Annotated in this window: 15 protein-coding genes and 1 riboswitch; of the genes, 4 read left to right on the plus strand and 11 right to left on the minus strand. The window is 68.0% G+C overall.

Annotation, left to right across the window (positions count from 1 at the left end):
* Positions 1-16 precede the first annotated feature (16 nt).
* On the plus strand, positions 17-526 hold the full coding sequence (locus ACPCUW_RS15795) for a winged helix-turn-helix transcriptional regulator (protein WP_227463143.1): 510 nt from the start codon (positions 17-19) through the stop codon (positions 524-526).
* A 22-nt stretch (positions 527-548) separates the two neighbouring features.
* Here the strand turns inward: ACPCUW_RS15795 and gcvP are convergent, their stop codons facing one another.
* The 7 genes from gcvP to ACPCUW_RS15830 all read right to left on the minus strand — a co-directional run bounded on the left by gcvP (position 549) and on the right by ACPCUW_RS15830 (position 7722).
* Positions 549-3362 carry an aminomethyl-transferring glycine dehydrogenase gene (gene gcvP / locus ACPCUW_RS15800; protein ID WP_423425583.1) on the minus strand — a complete coding sequence of 938 codons (2814 nt, stop codon included), beginning with the start codon at positions 3360-3362 and terminating at the stop codon, positions 549-551.
* A 169-nt stretch (positions 3363-3531) separates the two neighbouring features.
* Positions 3532-3627: riboswitch (glycine riboswitch) on the minus strand.
* Between the two features lie 92 nt (positions 3628-3719).
* Positions 3720-4310, minus strand: a complete 591-nt coding sequence (locus ACPCUW_RS15805) for a MerR family transcriptional regulator (RefSeq protein WP_051024556.1) — start codon at positions 4308-4310, stop codon at positions 3720-3722.
* A gap of 247 nt (positions 4311-4557) precedes the next feature.
* Positions 4558-5031: a bifunctional nuclease family protein gene (locus tag ACPCUW_RS15810; protein WP_030517724.1), complete on the minus strand. Its 474-nt coding sequence runs from the start codon at positions 5029-5031 to the stop codon at positions 4558-4560.
* Between the two features lie 79 nt (positions 5032-5110).
* On the minus strand, positions 5111-5884 hold the full coding sequence (locus tag ACPCUW_RS15815; protein WP_104363541.1) for a MerR family transcriptional regulator: 774 nt from the start codon (positions 5882-5884) through the stop codon (positions 5111-5113).
* A gap of 54 nt (positions 5885-5938) precedes the next feature.
* Complete coding sequence (gene odhI / locus ACPCUW_RS15820) at positions 5939-6409, minus strand: oxoglutarate dehydrogenase inhibitor Odhl (RefSeq protein ID WP_036500944.1); 471 nt, start codon at positions 6407-6409, stop codon at positions 5939-5941.
* Between the two features lie 219 nt (positions 6410-6628).
* Positions 6629-7027 (minus strand): glycine cleavage system protein GcvH, encoded by a 399-nt coding sequence (gcvH, locus tag ACPCUW_RS15825; protein ID WP_063013135.1) that lies wholly within the window; start codon positions 7025-7027, stop codon positions 6629-6631.
* 101 nt (positions 7028-7128) lie between these two features.
* Positions 7129-7722, minus strand: a complete 594-nt coding sequence (locus tag ACPCUW_RS15830; protein ID WP_423425661.1) for a CDP-alcohol phosphatidyltransferase family protein — start codon at positions 7720-7722, stop codon at positions 7129-7131.
* 248 nt (positions 7723-7970) lie between these two features.
* Between ACPCUW_RS15830 and ACPCUW_RS15835 the strand changes: the two genes are divergently transcribed.
* Positions 7971-9665 carry a GMC oxidoreductase gene (locus ACPCUW_RS15835; RefSeq protein WP_423425586.1) on the plus strand — a complete coding sequence of 565 codons (1695 nt, stop codon included), beginning with the start codon at positions 7971-7973 and terminating at the stop codon, positions 9663-9665.
* 147 nt (positions 9666-9812) lie between these two features.
* Entirely contained in the window at positions 9813-10706 is an 894-nt protein-coding gene (locus ACPCUW_RS15840) for a nuclease-related domain-containing protein (protein ID WP_030517729.1), read from the plus strand.
* 32 nt (positions 10707-10738) lie between these two features.
* Here the strand turns inward: ACPCUW_RS15840 and ACPCUW_RS15845 are convergent, their stop codons facing one another.
* Positions 10739-11461, minus strand: a complete 723-nt coding sequence (locus ACPCUW_RS15845; protein WP_423425587.1) for a phosphatase PAP2 family protein — start codon at positions 11459-11461, stop codon at positions 10739-10741.
* 66 nt (positions 11462-11527) lie between these two features.
* Complete coding sequence (locus tag ACPCUW_RS15850; protein WP_423425588.1) at positions 11528-13549, minus strand: acyl-CoA dehydrogenase; 2022 nt, start codon at positions 13547-13549, stop codon at positions 11528-11530.
* 200 nt (positions 13550-13749) lie between these two features.
* Between ACPCUW_RS15850 and ACPCUW_RS15855 the strand changes: the two genes are divergently transcribed.
* Positions 13750-15132 carry a threonine/serine ThrE exporter family protein gene (locus ACPCUW_RS15855; RefSeq protein ID WP_063013138.1) on the plus strand — a complete coding sequence of 461 codons (1383 nt, stop codon included), beginning with the start codon at positions 13750-13752 and terminating at the stop codon, positions 15130-15132.
* Between the two features lie 28 nt (positions 15133-15160).
* Here ACPCUW_RS15855 and ACPCUW_RS15860 read toward each other — a convergent pair whose 3' ends face one another.
* Positions 15161-15880, minus strand: coding sequence for a TetR/AcrR family transcriptional regulator (locus ACPCUW_RS15860; protein ID WP_030517733.1), 720 nt, complete (start codon positions 15878-15880; stop codon positions 15161-15163).
* 126 nt (positions 15881-16006) lie between these two features.
* On the minus strand, positions 16007-17242 hold the full coding sequence (locus tag ACPCUW_RS15865; protein WP_063013140.1) for a cytochrome P450: 1236 nt from the start codon (positions 17240-17242) through the stop codon (positions 16007-16009).
* Positions 17243-17271: the final 29 nt, after the last annotated feature.

Consider the following 17271-nt stretch of genomic DNA (forward strand, 5'->3'; position numbering starts at 1 on the left):
TGGCGAAGGAGGCGTGGTGTCCGAGGAACAGCTTTCGGAACAGCGGTCGGGCTGTCCGATCAACGCCGCCGTCGAGGTGGTCGGCGATCGGTGGACGATGCTGGTGCTGCGCGACATCATGTTCGGCGACCGCCGTCATTTCCGGCAGCTGCAGTCCCGGTCGGAGGAGGGCATCGCCTCCAATATCCTCGCCGACCGGCTCAAAACCCTCGTCGACGCCGGACTGCTGACCCGCGACGAGGTCCGCCGCGGACAGCGCGCCACCTACAGCCTCACCGAACCCGCGATCCAGCTGGTTCCGGTCTTGGCCGCCCTCTCCTCCTGGGGCCTGCGACACCGTCCGACAACCCCCGGATTGCGCGTCCGCGCGGAACTGCTCGAGGCCGGCGGCCCGCAACTGTGGGCGGAATTCATGGACGAGCTGCGCGAACGCCACCTCGGCATCGCGCGCCCGGATACCGGCAAGCCGACTGCCACCGAACGCCTCGCCGAGGCCTACGCGCAGGCGGTCGCCGCCGAAGCGTGAGCGCCTGCGCTCGGCCGAGAACTCAGTCGGTGTAGGCCTCGAGCGGCGGGCACGAGCACACCAGATTGCGGTCCCCGAAGGCTCCGTCGATGCGCCGGACCGCGGGCCACACCTTGGCCCGGCCGGAGTGCACACCCAGCGGGTAGACGGCGGTCTCCCGGCTGTAGGGATAGTTCCACTCGCCGACGAGCGAAGCGGCGGTATGCGGGGCGCCGCGCAGCGGGCTCTGCTCGACCGGCCAGGTGCCGGCGGCAACCTCGTCGATCTCACCCTTGATCGCGATCATCGCGTCGGCGAAGGCGTCGAGCTCTTCGAGGTTCTCACTTTCGGTGGGCTCGACCATCAGCGTCCCGGCGACCGGGAAACTCATGGTCGGGGCGTGGAATCCGTAGTCGGCCAGGCGTTTTGCCACATCGTCGACGGTCACGCCGGTGCGCTTGGTGATCTCGCGCAGATCCAGGATGCACTCGTGGGCGACCATGCCGTTCTCCCCGGTGTAGAGCACCGGGAAATGCGAATCCAGCCGCCGCGCAAGGTAATTGGCCGAGGCGATCGCGGTCAGCGTGGCCCGGCGCAGGCCGTCGGCGCCCATCATCCGGATATAGGCCCAGGTGATCGGCAGGATCGAGGCCGAACCGTACCGCGCCGCGGACACCGCGTGCGAATCCGGCTGCAGCGGATCGCCCGGGAGGTAGGGCGCCAGATGTTCGCGCACCGCGACCGGGCCCACGCCGGGACCTCCGCCGCCGTGCGGGATACAGAAGGTCTTGTGCAGGTTCAGGTGCGAGACGTCGCCGCCGAAGCGCCCCGGGCGGGCAAGTCCCACAAGAGCATTCAGATTCGCGCCGTCGACGTACACCTGTCCGCCCGCATCGTGCACAAGCGCGCACAACTCGGCCACCTCGTGTTCGTACACGCCGTGGGTGGACGGATAGGTGATCATGATGCAGGCCAGCCGATCGGCGTGATCGGCGATCTTGGCGCGCAGATCGTCCAGATCGACGTCGCCGTTGTCCCGGCATTTCACGACCTCCACCCGCAGCCCGGCCATCGCCGCCGACGCGGCGTTGGTGCCGTGCGCACTGGAGGGAATCAGGCAGGTGTCGCGGTGGGTGTCGCCGCGGTCGAGGTGATAGCGGCGGATCGCGAGCAATCCCGCGTACTCGCCCTGACTACCGGCATTGGGCTGCAGGCTCACCCGGTCGTACCCGGTGACCGCGGCCAGCCAGTGCTCGAGATCCTCGATCACCCGCAGCATGCCGGGCGCGTCCTCCAGCGGCGCGTACGGGTGCAGGCGCGCGAAACCGGGCCAGGTGATGGGCTCCATCTCGGCGGTGGCGTTGAGCTTCATGGTGCACGAACCGAGCGGAATCATGCTGCGGTCCAAGGCGATATCCTTGTCCGACAGCTGCCGCAGATACCGCAGCATCGCGGTTTCGGTGTGATAACGGGTGAACGCCGGATGCGTCAGATAGGCCGAGGTCCGGGTTTCGATCGAGGGCAGCGTGGCCGTCTCCGGCACCCCGTCGGCGCCGAAACATTCCAGCACGATCGCCACTTGGGCCTCGGTGGTCGCCTCGTCACAGGCCACCGCCACATGGTCGGCGTCGACGAGACGCAGGTTGATACCGCGCCCCTTCGCCTTGGCGACCACGGCCTCGGCGCCACCGGGCACCGACACCAGGACGGTGTCGAAGAAGCGTTCGTGCACGACCGCGTCGCCGAGCCCGGTGGCGAGCCGCTCGGCGTGACCGTGCACCCGCCGCGCGATCGCGCGCAGCCCGTCGGCGCCGTGGTAGGAGGCATACATCGCGGCCACGATCGCGAGCAGCACCTGCGCGGTGCAGATGTTCGAGGTCGCCTTCTCGCGACGGATGTGCTGTTCGCGGGTCTGCAGCGCGAGCCGGTAGGCGCGGTCCCCGTCGGCGTCGACCGAAACGCCGACCAGCCGGCCGGGCAGTTGCCGCGCGTGTGCGGTGCGCACCGCGAGATATCCGGCGTGCGGACCGCCGAAGCCGAGCGGGACACCGAACCGCTGGGTGGTGCCGAAGCATACGTCGGCGCCCTGCTCCCCGGGCGGGGCGATGAGCGTCAGCGCCAGCAGATCGGCGCCGACCGCGACCAGCGCACCCCGCGCGTGCGCTGCGGCGATCACCGCGGTCGGGTCCGCGATCCGGCCGGAGGCGCCCGGCGTCTGCAGGACCACGCCGAAGAAGTCGCCCTCGGGCAGTTCGCCGGAACTCAGATCCGCCTCGACCAGCGTGATGCCGAGCGGTTCGGCCCGGGTGGTCAGCACGGTTCGGGTCTGCGGGAACAGGTCGGCATCGATGAGCAGGCGCTGGGAGGTGCTCTTGCGGTTGGCGCGCTGCAGCAGCGTCATCGCCTCGGCGGCGGCGGTGGCCTCGTCCAGCATGGAGGCGTTGGCCACCTCCATCGCGGTCAGATCGGAGACCATGGTCTGGAAGTTCAGCAGCGCTTCGAGCCGGCCCTGGCTGATCTCGGGCTGATACGGCGTGTACGCGGTGTACCAGGCGGGGTTTTCCAGCAGGTTGCGGACCAGCACCGGCGGGGTCAGGGTGTCGTAGTAACCGAGGCCGATCATCGACGTGGCGACGGTGTTCGAATGCGCCAGCGCCGCAAGTTCGGTGAGAGCGTCGTGTTCGGAGACCGCGGCCGGCAGCGCGTCCAGTCCGGTCTCGCCGGCGGCGTCCAGAATGCTCGCGGGCACGGCACGTGCGGCGAGTTCGTCCATCGACCCGACGCCGACGGTATCGAGGAGCCGATCCAGTTCGGTGGTGTCGGGTCCGATGTGGCGGTCGGCGAAACTACGGGTCACGGCAGCTCCAAGGCTCGGGCGGGTCGACCGGCACCCCGGGTGCCACCGTCGACGACTGTCGGCCCTCCCCCTCTGTCGTGGCGCCTGAGAGATTCGGGGTCGCGCGCGATCCCTTTCCCCATGGGCGGGCGGCCCGCATTGTGTGCGGCCGCCGCTTTCCAGAGGCGTCGAACTCCGTACGGTCCCTGATGCCTGAGAGATTGACGGGGAGGTGCTGCTCCTTCGGCGTCCGGGACGAAACCCGGAACTCTCCCGCACGGCGGCGACGCACCCTCAGTCTAAGCGGTGCGCGGTAAACGCCATGTTTCCGACCCAGCTCGGCACGCAGTCGGCTGCATCACATTCGGCGAGCGACGACTATCCGGTCTTGCGGTTCTCGCGCGCCTTGCGCCGGTAGGCCAATTCGTCCTCGGGCCGGTCGCTCGCCTCGTGGGTCTCGGCGCGTTCGGCCGGGAAGTTGGCGATCGCGCCGGTCAGCTCGCGCATGGCCCCGCTGACGGCGATACCGAAGACGCCCTGACCGCCCTGCAGTAAATCGACGACCTCTTCCGGCGAGGAACATTCGTAGACGGTGGTGCCGTCGGAGAACAGCGTGATCCCGGCCAGATCCTCGACCCCGCGGCTGCGCAGATGATCGACGGCGATGCGGATGTTCTGCAGTGAGATCCCGGCGTCGAGCAGCCGCTTGACGATCTTGAGAACCAGGATGTCCTTGAAGGAGTACAGGCGCTGACTGCCGGAACCGGTGGCGCTGCGAATCGAGGGGACGACGAGCCCGGTGCGGGCCCAGTAGTCGAGCTGCCGGTAGGTGATACCGGCCACCTGGCAGGCGCTGGGAACGCGGTAACCGACCAGCTCGTCGGGCACCGTGTCGTCAGGGAACAGCCCTGGCTGCACGACCGCGGTGGGCCGCGGGTCGGGTGCTGGTTGCTGCGGTCGGTCTCCCACTGCTACTCCCTCACTGCATCGCCGAAGAAGAACAACGGCCTAACTGTCGAGGCTACTCTGTCGATTGTCTCGGCAGCACGGGCATGGAGCCAAACTCCGCGTGCGGCGTGTTTCTCACCCTCTACGTGAGGTATAGAGCACAGTCGAGATCACCTGACCGCCATACGCGGTCGCCGGTAACCCGGGCGAGAAGCTCAGCTGTCGGTGTCTTCCAAGACAGCTCAGCTGTCGTGCCTTCGAAGTCAGCTCAGCTGTCGGTGGCCTTGAAATCGTCCGGTGACACCGACTCCAGGAACTCCTTGAACTTCTCCACCTCGTCCTCGCGTTCGTCGGGCATCACCAGCCCGGCTTCCTCGAGGACCGGTTCCTCCGCGTAGATCGGGCAACCGACCCGCAAGGCGATAGCTATCGAATCCGACGGACGTGCGGAGATCCGCACGTCGTTGTCGAAGACGAGGTCGGCGTAGAAGGTTCCCTCCTGCAAATCCACGATTCGCACCTCTTTCAAGGTGTGGCCGAGGTCGTGGATCAGGATCTTGATCAGGTCGTGGGTCAGGGGCCGGATCGGGGTCACCCCCTCCTGCTCGAGCACGATGGCGGTCGCCTCGGCCTGACCGATCCAAATGGGCAGATAACGGTCGCCCGACTCTTCACGCAGCAGCAACACGGGCTGGTTCTGGGGCTGCTCGACCCGGATGCCGATCACACGCATTTCACTCATCGCACTGGCCTCCCATACTCGCCGGCCGCCCGCACGAGCCCAGCTGGGCAGGCCGTATCACCGAGTCTAGGCGAAGAATTCAGCCGCCGAGGGAAGCCCGCACCGACGTCTTCACCAAGCTGGTATGCAGCGTCAGCGACAACGCCGCCAACTCGCGTACGGTCTCCTCGGCGCGGGCCCGGGCATCGGCGTCGCGGCTCTTGGCTATCGGCGCGGCGATCTGGGCGATCATGGCCGCCTCCCGGTCCGCTGCCAGCTTGAACGCCCGCAGATGCCGTGCCTCCAAACCGAATTCGCTCATCGCCTGGGCGGTGCGAGCCAAGGTGACGGCCTCGGCGTCGAAGAATCCGGCAGCGCCGGGCGTGATGAGCCCGGCACGTATCAGTTCGGTGAGAAATTTCTCATCTATCCCGGCCTGCTCCAGCAGATCGGCACGCGTGACGCGCATTTCGTGATCGAGACGCAATTCGTCCGGCGACACCTCGCCGGGCACCACACCCAGCCGCCGGGGCGCCGCGGGGGCGCCCACCGTGCGGGTGGACTCGGGCGCACGCCCCGAGCCGTCCACACCGGCGCCGTCGGCCCGGGCCCGCGCCTCGCGCACACCCAGGGTCGCCGCGCCGCGGTCGATCGCTTCGAGCTGCTCCTTGATCACCTTCAGCGGCAGATACTGATCCCGCTGCGCGGTCAGCACGAATTTCAGCCGCTCGACATCGGCGACCGAGAATCTGCGATATCCCGAAGGCGTGCGCTCCGGGCGGATCAGCCCCTCCGATTCGAGGAAGCGGATCTTGGAAATGGTGATGTCCGGAAAATCCGGACGCAGCAGGTCCAGCACGGAGCCGATCGACATTCCTCCGCGTGTCCATTGCGCTGCGCCAGTCATCAGTGGAATCCGCCTCGGCCGTTATGCGCTCGGCTCGTTGACCTGCGGTCGCGGTCCGGTCAGGAAGACCAGCCGGAACTTGCCGATCTGCACCTCGTCACCATTCTGCAGCTCCGAGGAATCCACCGGCTCCCGGTTGACGTAGGTGCCGTTCAGGCTGCCCACGTCGACGACCTGGAAGGTGTCCTCGTCCTGCCGGAACTCCGCGTGTCGACGGGACACGGTGACATCGTCGAGAAAGATGTCGCTGTCGGGGTGACGGCCCGCCGACGTGGTGGGCTGATCCAACAGGAACCGCGACCCCGCGTTGGGACCGCGCTTGACCACCAGCAGGGCAGCACCCGCGGGCAGCCCCTCGACCCCTTGCACCGGCTGCTCGCCGGTCTGCTCACCGGAGCGCGACGCGTCGACCTCGTTGAGGAAGTCAGCGCGGAACACCGAAGTCGTTTCGGCCGCGCTCTCCCCGTATCCCGGGTCTTTGTTCTCGCTCACCCTTGCTCTCCTCCTCGAACCGATTTTCCGTACCGGTATCCGGCGCCGATTCCGAGCGCACTGCCCTCACCGTCGCCACCCATCGCGACCGGCTGTCGCGCTGTCAGGTGTCACCGGCAAGTTCCGGCAGAGTTCCCGGCACCGGCCGCCGGCACATCTGTTGGCATTGACCGTACCCTGCTGGGCCGCACCCGTGCAGGTAGAACTGGGAAGGCTGACTCAGCCCTCGATAACTCCTTGGTAACCTGCGGCATCGAGCAATGCACCGAGGGCGGTATCGAGTGCCTCGGCGTCGTCGATCTGCAGCTCGAACATCCATCCGTCGCCGTAGGGATCGGTGTTCAGCGATTCCGGCTCGGAGTCGAGATCTTCGTTCGCCGCAACGACTTTCGCGTTCAGCGGAGCGTAGATCTCCGAGACGCTCTTGGTCGATTCGACCTCGGCGATCGCCTCGCCGGCCGACACCACGGTGTCGACTGCCGGCAGCTGCACGAACACCACATCACCGAGCTGCGACTGCGCGAAATCGGTGATACCGACCCGCACGCGGTTCGGCGCGATCCGCTGCACCCACTCGTGTTCCTCGGTGTAGCGAAGGTCCTCGGGAAGGTTGGTCACAGGCTGATTCCTCTCACGGGGCGTCCTTTCACGGATGTCGGCCGACCGGCGTTCGGCACAACTCTATCGACCCGTGCCGACACGTCGGATCGCCACACCCGCTACGAAGTTGCTCGCGGCGCAACAGGTATGGTCCGGGCGACGGCGAAGGCCTTGCGCAGATACAGCAGACCCGTCCACACGTAGACCGCCGTACCCCACCACAGCAGCGCCCAGCCGAAGGCCCGGCCGAAACCGGCCGCCGCCCAATCCATCTGGCCGGCCAGCAGCCACGGCAGCGCCGACATCAGCGCGAAGGTGGCCGCCTTGCCGAGGTAGATGACCTCCGGCGGATCGAGGTTGCGGCGGCGATAGATCGGCAGCGTCGCGCTCAGGATCAGGTCGCGGCCGATCAATACGACAACGAACGGCCACGGCAGGATTCCGCGCACCAGCAGGCCGAGCACGGTGGCGATGAGATACAACCGATCCACCAACGGGTCCAGCAGCGCGCCCAGCCGCGAGTACTGATCGAGCAGCCGCGCCAGCTTTCCGTCGAGGTAGTCGGTGACGCCACTGGCGACCAACAGCGCGAACGCCCAGCCGTCGGCATGCAGGACCAGCAGCAGCCAGAGGAAGACCGGCACGCCGATCAGCCGCAGCACACTCAGCACGTTCGGCACGGTGAGAATGCGGTCGGTCTCCGTGCCTACCACAGCGTCCGCGGATTCGCGCGCGGGCTCCGGGGGCTCGGAGGCCTGATGGTCGGGGCCGGACCCGCCGGCCGGTCGGTTGCTCACGCCTGTTGCTTACCCGAACCGATCCCGCCGCGCCATTCGGGCACGCCGCGACGGGTACGGCGGCACGATAGGTTTACCGGTCGCATCCGCCCGGATGGCACACTAGCGAGTGACACAATGAGTCGTAAACCGTTTCATTGTGAACGCGGTGACGAGAGGAAGACATGCCCGACTTCGACTACGACGTGGTGGTGATCGGCTCCGGCTTCGGTGGCAGCGTCAGTGCGCTGCGCCTCACCGAGAAGGGCTATCGGGTGGCCGTTCTGGAATCCGGCCGGCGCTGGCCCGCGGAGGCCATTCCGAATTCGAATTGGAATGTGCGCAAGTCGATCTGGGCGCCGCGCCTGGGCCTGACCGGGCCGCAGCGGATCAGCGTGCTCGGCAAGTGCGCGGTGTTCTCCGCCGCCGGTGTGGGCGGTGGCTCGCTGATCTACGGCAACACCCTCTACGAACCGCTGCCGAACTTCTACACCGACAAGCAGTGGGCCCATATCGCCGACTGGCGCAGTGAACTGTCCCCCTACTACGACCAGGCCAAGCGGATGCTGGGCGTGGCGCCCAATCCGCGCGTCACGCCCGCCGACGAGGTGATCCGTTCCATCGCAGACGATCTCGGCGTGGGTGATACCTATCACCCCACCAACGTCGGCGTGTTCTTCAACGAGGAGCAGCCCGGCGTCGAGGTCGACGACCCCTACTTCGGCGGCGCCGGCCCGCGCCGCAGCGGCTGCATCCACTGCGCGCGCTGCTTCACCGGCTGCCCGCACAACGCCAAGAACACCACCCCCACCAACTACCTGTACCTCGCCGAACAGGCCGGTGCGAAGGTGTTCGAACTGACCACGGCGACGCGCGTGCGTCCGATGGTGGGCGGCGGCTACGCCATCGAGACGCAGCGCTCGGATCGCTGGGTTCGCAAGGGCCGCAAGACTTTCACCGCCGAACAGGTCGTCTTCGCCGCCGCGGCGCTGGGCACCCAGAAGCTGTTGCACAAGATGCGCGACGACAAGGTGCTGCCGAACCTGTCGCCCCGGCTGGGCGAGCTGACCCGCAGCAACTCCGAGGCCATTCTCAATGTGGTCAGCCGGCAGCGCAGCGATTTCGCCGAGGGCATCGCCATCACGTCCTCGATCCATCCCGAACCCGACACTCACGTCGAGGTCTGCCACTACGGCAAGGGGCAGAACGCGCTGTTCCCGATGTCGGTGCCGATCGTCGACGGCGGCGCGTTCCGGTTCCTGCGCTTCCTGCTGGCCATCGTGCTGCACCCGCTGGTGTTCGCGCGCAGCCTCAACGCCCGTCACGCCTCGGAGAAGTCGGTGATCCTGCTGGTGATGCAGTCGCTGGACAATTCGCTGACCTCGTTCCGCCGCTGGGGGCAACTGAAGACCAGACAGGGCACCGGACAACCGAATCCGACCTGGATTCCGCTGGCCCACGAGGTCGGCCGCCGGTTCGGGGAGAAGGTTGACGGCGACGTGCACGGCCTGGTCATGGACGTGTTCAACATCCCCGCCACCGCGCACTACATCGGCGGCTGCGTGATCGGCGAAGGACCCGAAAGCGGTGTGGTGGACCCGTATCAGCGCGTATTCGGCCATCCCGGACTGCATATCGCCGACGGATCCGCGGTCACCGCGAACCTCGGGGTGAACCCGTCGCTGACGATCACCGCGCAGGCCGAACGCGCGATGGCGTTCTGGCCCAACAAGGGTGAACCCGATCCGCGGCCGGAACTGGGCGCGGGCTACCGCCGCATCGACCCGGTCGCCCCCCACTACGCCACCGTGCCCGATACCGCGCCCGGAGCGCTGCGGCTGCCCATCGCGCCGATCGATCCCGCGCCCGCCCAGCACTGACGGTCTGCATACCGGGCGCCTTCGCCACTGCCCCGACGGGCGGCGAAGGCACGCGATATGCCGACACCGGCGCGTCGAAGTCTCCCCCGGACCCGTAGTGCCCCTTATGCTTTCCGGTATCGAGTGTCGACGGAAGGGCGGTCGCCAATGCTCGTGCGAGTGCAGAACGCGGCCGGGACCCTGGCCGAGCGGGTCCTCATCGACTGGTTGCGTACCTGGAAGGGGCCGGGTGACCCGCAGGGTGTGGCAACGGTCAACTGCAGTCTGTTCTACGCCGACCGGCTGCATCAGTTCGATGCGGTGATCTGGACGCCGACCACCTGCGTGGTGATCGAGGCCGAGGCCTTGGTCGAGCGGGTGAGCGGCGACCTCGAGGTCCCGTTGAACGGGCCGTGGCGGGTCGGCGGGCACGTGGTGAGTTTCGAGGGCGGCGATCGCGGCACACCGCTGGACCGCTCCCGCGAGCACACCCACGCCCTGCAGAACTGGCTGGCCGAACGCGGCCTGGGCCAGCGCGTGGTGCAGGGCGTGGTCGTGGTGGTGCCGCCACACGGGGCCCAGCCGACGATCCGCCAGTTGTGGAACGATCCCGGCTTCCAGGTGGTGCTCGGCGACGATCCCCGGCGGCTGGCCGATTGCCTGACCGCGCTCACCTCGCAGGGCCGGGCGCAGTGGACGGTCAACGAGGTCGCGCTGACCTTCCGCGGATTGGGCATCCTGCCGTATCTGCCCGCCCCGCAGGATCTCGTCGCCGAGGGTTTCGGCGGACCGGTGGACACCACGCTGTGGTACGGCGGCCCGCAACAGGCGCAGGCGGAAGCGTTTCTGGAGGAACAGGCCCACGCCGATCAGTCCTACGGGCGCCCCGTCGCGATCACGATGCCCTGGTACAGCCCGTGGAACCTGTATCCGAAGGAGGCGGACCGCATCGATCCCGGCCGGGCGGTGCTGCGCATCCTGCTCGCGATCGGCATGCTCGTCGGCGCCGCCTGGGTGGTATGGTTCGTGATCTCGCTGGTCCTGAACTTCGGCCCCGGCTGAGCCGGACCGGCGGCGCCCGCCGCGGGCATCCCTCAGGCCGCGGGCGTGCCCGCCGTACGATCGCTGTCCCCTGCGGCATCCTCGCCCGACTCCGCCTGTGCGCCGGCGCCGGCGGCCTCCGCCCGAAGCGGCCGGGTCTCGAACCGCATGCGCAGTGCCGTCGTCACCGCCCAGCAGGCGGTCACCGCCGCGACGGCGAACGCGGTGCCGCCGACGACATCGGTCGGATAGTGATAGCCGAGACCCACCATGCCCACCGCCACGGCCGCCAGCGCGAGTGCGGCGACCATGCCGAGGACGAGGCGCAAGCGCACGGTGGCGGCGACGAGCAGCAAACCCGTTGCGATGGCGACGAATTGGACCGTGTGCCCACTCGGGTAGGCGAGATAGTGCTGTAAATGCCTGTCCCACAGCGGTTTCAAAGCCCAGGTGTTGATCGCGACCACCAGCTCCGGGACGAGCACCAGAAATCCGGCACCCCACCGGTCGCGCCGGCGGGCACAGTAGAGCACACCGATCAGCAACAGCGGCAACACGATATAGGCGTCGCTCGGCACCACCAGCGCGTCGTAGACGCCACGATGCGCGTCCAACCCCTCGTGCACGCGATCGCCGATCGCGCGATCGAACGCCGTCGGCCCCCCGCCGGCGGGGAAGCTCAGCGGAACAGTCACGGTGATCAGCAGGCCGATCAGGGTGACGGCGGCGGCAACGACATGCGCTCGATTTCGAGCGACCGGCGGTGGAGCGGGCACCTGTCGACCATAGCCGCGTCCGGCTACCGCCCCACCGTCGCCGGCCCGCCGATATCGAGCGTGGGTTCACGCGCCCTGATGCACGCTCGCGTCGTCGAGCATCGCCGCGCGCAGCATGGCCTCGGGCACGCCGAGCGCTTCGACGAGTGTGGCCGACTCCGGCCGCAACCGGTCCACTAGTTCGTTGACACCGCGGCGCACCGACTTGGCCCGATCCACCGACATGAAGCGGTGCATGATGTACCAGGCCTGATTCTGTTCGATGGTGGAGTACACGAACAGATCGCAGACGGTGTCGGCCAGCGCTCGCGCGTCGGGATCCTCGATATCGGCGATGCCCTCGATGAACGCCTCCAGCACCAGCCGGTCGATATGCGCCTCACCGGCGGCGAGGATGTGGTCCTGTGCGTTGTTGAACGCCTCGAACGGCCCGGTCTCCTCGGCCCGCGCGCGCAGCCGGTGCGCGGCGGTGCGGGTCAGATAGTCCTCGCGGTCGGCGAACAGCTGCAGCTGCACCGAACGCCGGGACAGATCGCCCTCGTCGACGCCGTCGTCGGAGCGGTCGCGCAGGCGCTGGATGAGCTGGCGCACACCCGAGGTCTCACGCACCACGTCGCGGGCCATGGTGGCCGCGAATTTCACCCAGCCGAGCGCGTCGAGATCGCGCACCTCGTCGGAGTAGGCGGTGAGCAGCTCCTTGGCCACCAGCTGGGTCAGCACCACGTTGTCACCTTCGAAGGTGGTGAACACGTCGGTGTCGGCCTTCAGGGTGACCAGCCGGTTCTCGGTGAGATAGCCTGCGCCGCCGCAGCATTCGCGACTTTCCTGGATGGATCGGGTGGCGTGGCGGGTCTGGGCGACCTTCAGGCCGGCGGCCCGCTTCTCCAGCGCGCGCTGCGCCTCCGGGTCCAGATTCTGCCCGGTCTGCACCAGGTGCATGCGCCGCACCAGATCGTTCTGGGCGAACGCCAGCGCGAACGCGCGCGCGACATGCGGGAACAGCCGGCGCTGATGGCTGCGATAGTCCAGCAGCAGGGTTTCGCTGCCGTCGTCCGGGTCGGAGAACTGGCGGCGCTTGTCGCCGTAGCGCAGCGCGATACTCAACGCCACCCGCGCACCCGCGGCGGCCGCGCCGCCGACACTGATCCGTCCGCGCACCAGTGTGCCCAGCGTGGTGAAGAACCGGCGGCTCGGGTTCTCGATATCGGAGCGGTAGGTCCCGTCGGGTTCGACGTCGGCGTAGCGGTTGAGCAGGTTCTCCCGCGGGATCCGGACGTGGTCGAATTCGATGCGACCGTTGTCGACGCCGGGCAGACCGCCCTTGAGACCGCAGTCCGAGGTGGTCACCCCCGGCAGGTCGTTGCCCTCCTCGTCGCGGATCGGGACGAGGAAGCAGTGCACGCCCTTGCTCTCGCCGCCGGTGATCAGCTGGGCGAAGACGGCCGCCATCCGGGCGTGTTCGGCGGCGCCGCCGATGTAGTCCTTGCGGGCGGAGGCGGTCGGGCTGTGCACCACGAACTCACCGGTCGCCGGGTCGTAGGTGGCGGTGGTCTCCAGATTCGCCACGTCGCTGCCGTGCCCGGATTCGGTCATCGCGAAACAGCCGAGCAGATCCAGCGACAGCAGCCGTTTGACGATGTCGGTGTGGCGGTCGGTGCCGAGGTTTTCCACCGCGCCGCCGAACAGACCCCACTGCACGCCGGCCTTCACCCACAGCGACAGATCGGTGTAGGCGAGCATCTCCAGGCCGGTGACGGCCCCGCCGGGATCGCCGGTGCCACCGTGCTCCAGACTGAAACCTTTTTCCGCATAACCGAATTCGGCGATGAGGCGCATCTGGTCCAGTACTCGCGCGCGAGCCTGGCGGTAGTCGAGGTAGGGATCACCGAACAACCGGTCGTCGACCAGCTGCCTTCGCGCCTGTTCACGGACCTCGCGCCACGGGCCGTCGAGCGCGGCCCGCAGATGGTCGGCGGTCGACTTCCCGTTCTTCGATGTCCCGGTGCTCGATGTGCCGGCCTCCGACTGCGCGGAGTCCGATCTCACGGAATCTGCTGCTTCAGTACCCGTAGCCGTATCGGTGCCCATGGTTATCGACTGTAGCGGGACTGGGAAGCACCGACGATAACCAGTGGTTTGCTCTATTCGCCGCTTCCGGCGGCGTGAGGGAGCTGACCCCGGGCCGCGCGACGACTCCGGCTACCGTGTGCAGTGTGACAGATGAGTTGGAGCCCGAACTCGTCCGCACGGGGCCGGAAACCCGGCCGAGTTCGTTGTGGCATCGGGCGATGGGAGCGGTAACCGATCGGCTGGTCGCCCAGCGGCGCGCCACGGTGGACTCGGTGGTCGAGGCACCGGCCCCGCTGAAGCCGATCGATCTCACCGACGACGCCGCGGTAACCGAGGTGCTCGACCTGGCCGAGCGAGTCGGCGAGGTGGTGCTCGCGTCGGGCACCGCCGTGACAGACACCAGCACACAGGTCGAATTCATCGCCGCGACATACGGTTTGGCGCAGTGCGATATCGATGTGACCTACAACTCGATTCGCATCTCCGCCGATCGGGGTCCGTCGCTGCCGCCCGCCAGCACCATGCGGGTGGTGCAGTACCGCTCGCTGGACTTCACTCGCCTGTCGGCCGTCGACCGCCTCACCCGGCGGATCCGCCGCGAGGTGGTGCCGCCTCAGGAGGCGCACGCCGCCCTCGACGCGATCACCACCGCCCCGCACCCCTACAACCGGTGGGTCGCCACCTTCGGCTGGTCGTTGCTGGCCGCGTCCATCGCGCTGTTGCTGGGTGGTGGCGTGCTGGTCGCGGCCGTGAGTTTCGCCACGACGTTGCTGATCGACCGATGCAACCGCGAGCTGAACAAGCGCGGCCTGCCCTTCTTCTTCCAGAACATGATGGGCGGCATCATCGCGACCCTGCCCGCGATACTGCTGCAGACCTTCGCCGAGGGGTTGGAGACCAATCCCAGCGTGATCGTCGCGGCCGGGATCACCGTGCTGCTCAGTGGTTTACAGCTGGTCGGTGCGGTCGAGGACGCGATCACCGGCGCACCGATCACGGCCGCCGCCCGCATGCTGGAAGTGCTGGTCATGACCGGTGCGATCATCGGCGGGGTCGGTTTGGCACTGCGCGGAGCGCAAGCCTTCGGCGCCCAGGTGCCGCCGATCGACATGTCGCCGTCCTACGACATCACCAATCTGCCGTTGAAGATCACCGCCGGTGCGGTGGCGGCGGCGGCGTTCGCGCTCGCCTGTTATGCCGAGCGCCGGGCCCTCGCCGTCGCCGCCATCAGCGGTGCGGGGATCACCGTGTGCTACCTGTTCGTGCAGCACGCCGGTTTCGGGCCGGTGATCGCGGCCGCGGTCTCGGCGACCGCGATCGGTCTCGCCGGTGGTCTGCTGGCCCGCCGCGCGGTGACGCCCCCGCTGGTCGTCGCCATCGCGGGCATCACTCCGCTGCTTCCTGGTCTCAAGGTCTATCGCGGCCTGTTCGCCCTGATCAACGACGATCTGCTGGTCGGGCTGAATCAGATGTTCGCCGCGCTGGTGGTCGGCTGTGCCCTCGGCGGCGGCATCACGCTCGGCGAGTGGTTCGCCCGGTGGCTGCGCCGGCCGCGGATCCTGCGGCGGGTCACCGGGGTGCGCCCCGACGACTTCACCTGAGACCGCCGGGTTCGCGGCCCGGGATGCCTCAGGCCGCGAACCCGATGGAGCGGGCCAGATCGGCCAGCGTCGCATCGAACAGCGCATCAGGGTTGCCGACCGGCATCGGGTAGTTGCCGAAGACTTCGAGGGTGACATGCCCGTACAGCCGAGCCCAGAACTGGATCATCAGATAGGTGACACCCAGGTCCAGCTTCTCGGCCGGGAATTTCTGCCCCGATTCGGCGAGCACGGTGAGCAGTTCGGTCTGGAATCCGATGAGGTCTTCGCGCAGCGCGTGCGGGATCACATCGGTCGGCGGGGTGACGATGTCGTAGGTGGTCAGCAGCCGGCCCGCGGCCTCCAGGAAGATGCGGCCGAACGGTTCGTCGAATTGCCGCATGGCGCTGGCCGACCCCCCGGCCGGCGAGGCGAAGACGAGCGTGAACTCGTGGGCGTGAGCCAGGGCCCACTGCCGGAAACCCTTGCAGATGGCGAACAGCTGGACCATGCCGTCCTCGGGCAACTCGGCCACCTGTTCGGCGAGCTCCTGGGCCAGGTCGGCGCAGATATCGCTGCGCAGCGCACCCACCAGGTCGTCGCGGGAGGCGTAGTACCGATACAACGCGGGTGCGGTGATACCCAGCTCACGCGCGATGGCGCGCAGGGTCACCGCCTCGGGTCCCTGCTCCACCAGGAGCGTGCGGGCCACGCGCCGGATGTCGGCGTCGCTGACCGCGGGCATCCGGCCCCGTCGTGCGGCTGTCATGCGTCGTCCTTCGTCGCATGCGCACCGGCCCCGACGTCACGGGTACGTCGAGGCCGGTACGCACGCTGTGTCCTGGGCCGCCGGAGACCGGGGACGCCGAGGGCGCTGCCCCGGCGGCCGCGGCGCTCACTCGTAGGCGACCTGCCAGCTCTTGATTCCGTTCAACCAGCCCGAGCGTAGCCGGACCGGCTCGGAAACCTCACGCAGGTTGGGCATCACGTCGGCGATCGCGTTGAAGATCAGATCCAGCTGCAGCCGGGCCAGGTTGGCGCCGACGCAGTAGTGGGTGCCGGTGCCGCCGAAACCCACGTGCGGGTTCGGGTTTCGCATGATGTCGAAGTCGAACGGCTTGTCGAAACGTTCCTCGTCGAAGTTCGCCGAGGAGTAGAACAGGCCGACCCGCTGGCCCTTCTTGATGGCCTGACCGCCGATTTCGGTGTCCGACAACGCGGTTCGCTGGAACGCGATGACCGGGGTCGCCCAGCGCACGATCTCGTCGGGCGCGGTGCGCGGCCGCTCGGCCTTGTAGAGCTCCCACTGCGCCGGGTTGTCCACGAAGGCCTTCATGCCGTGGGTGGTGGCGTTGCGCGTGGTCTCGTTACCGGCCACGGCCAGCAGGATGACGAACCACGCGAACTCCTCCGAGCCCAGCGCCTCACCCTCGATATCGGCGTTGAGCAGCTGGGAGACGATGTCGTCGGCCGGGCATTTGCGCTTCTCCTCGGCGAGGTTCCACGCGTAGCCCATGACCTGGGCGTTGGCCATCTTGTAGCTGTCGGCGTACTCGGGGTCGTCGTAGCCCATCATCTGGTTGGACCACTCGAACAGCTTGACGCGATCCTCCTGCGGCACGCCGAGCAGTTCGGCGATGGCCTGCAGCGGCAGCTCACAGGCCACCTGCTGGACGAAGTCGCCGCCGCCGGTCTTCTTCGCCTCGTGCACGATCCGCTCGGCCCGCTCGCGCAGCGCGGCCCGCAGGCTCTCCACCGCACGCGGGGTGAAGCCGCGCGAAATGATGCGGCGCAGCTTGTCGTGCGCCGGCGGATCGGTGTTCACCAGCATGGCCCGCTGGATCTCGATCTCCTCGCGGGTGATGTCGCCCTTGAAGCGGATCACCGCGGTGTTCTCGTGGGTGGAGAAGACCTCGGAGTTCTTCGAGATCTCCTTGATGTCGTCGAGCCGGCTCACCACCCAGTAGCCGCCGTCGTCGAATCCACTCACTCCGTTGGGCTGGTCGACCCACCACACCGGGGCGGTGCGGCGCAGTTCGGCCCATTCGGCCACGGGCAAGCGCTGCGACAGCAGATCGGGGTCGGTGAAATCGAAATCGTGACTGATGGACGGCAGAGACGGCGCGGACACGGTACCTCCTTTGGAACACGTTCCTATGG

It is taken from the genome of Nocardia sp. AB354, assembly GCF_049538315.1.
Lineage (GTDB): Bacteria > Actinomycetota > Actinomycetes > Mycobacteriales > Mycobacteriaceae > Nocardia > Nocardia nova.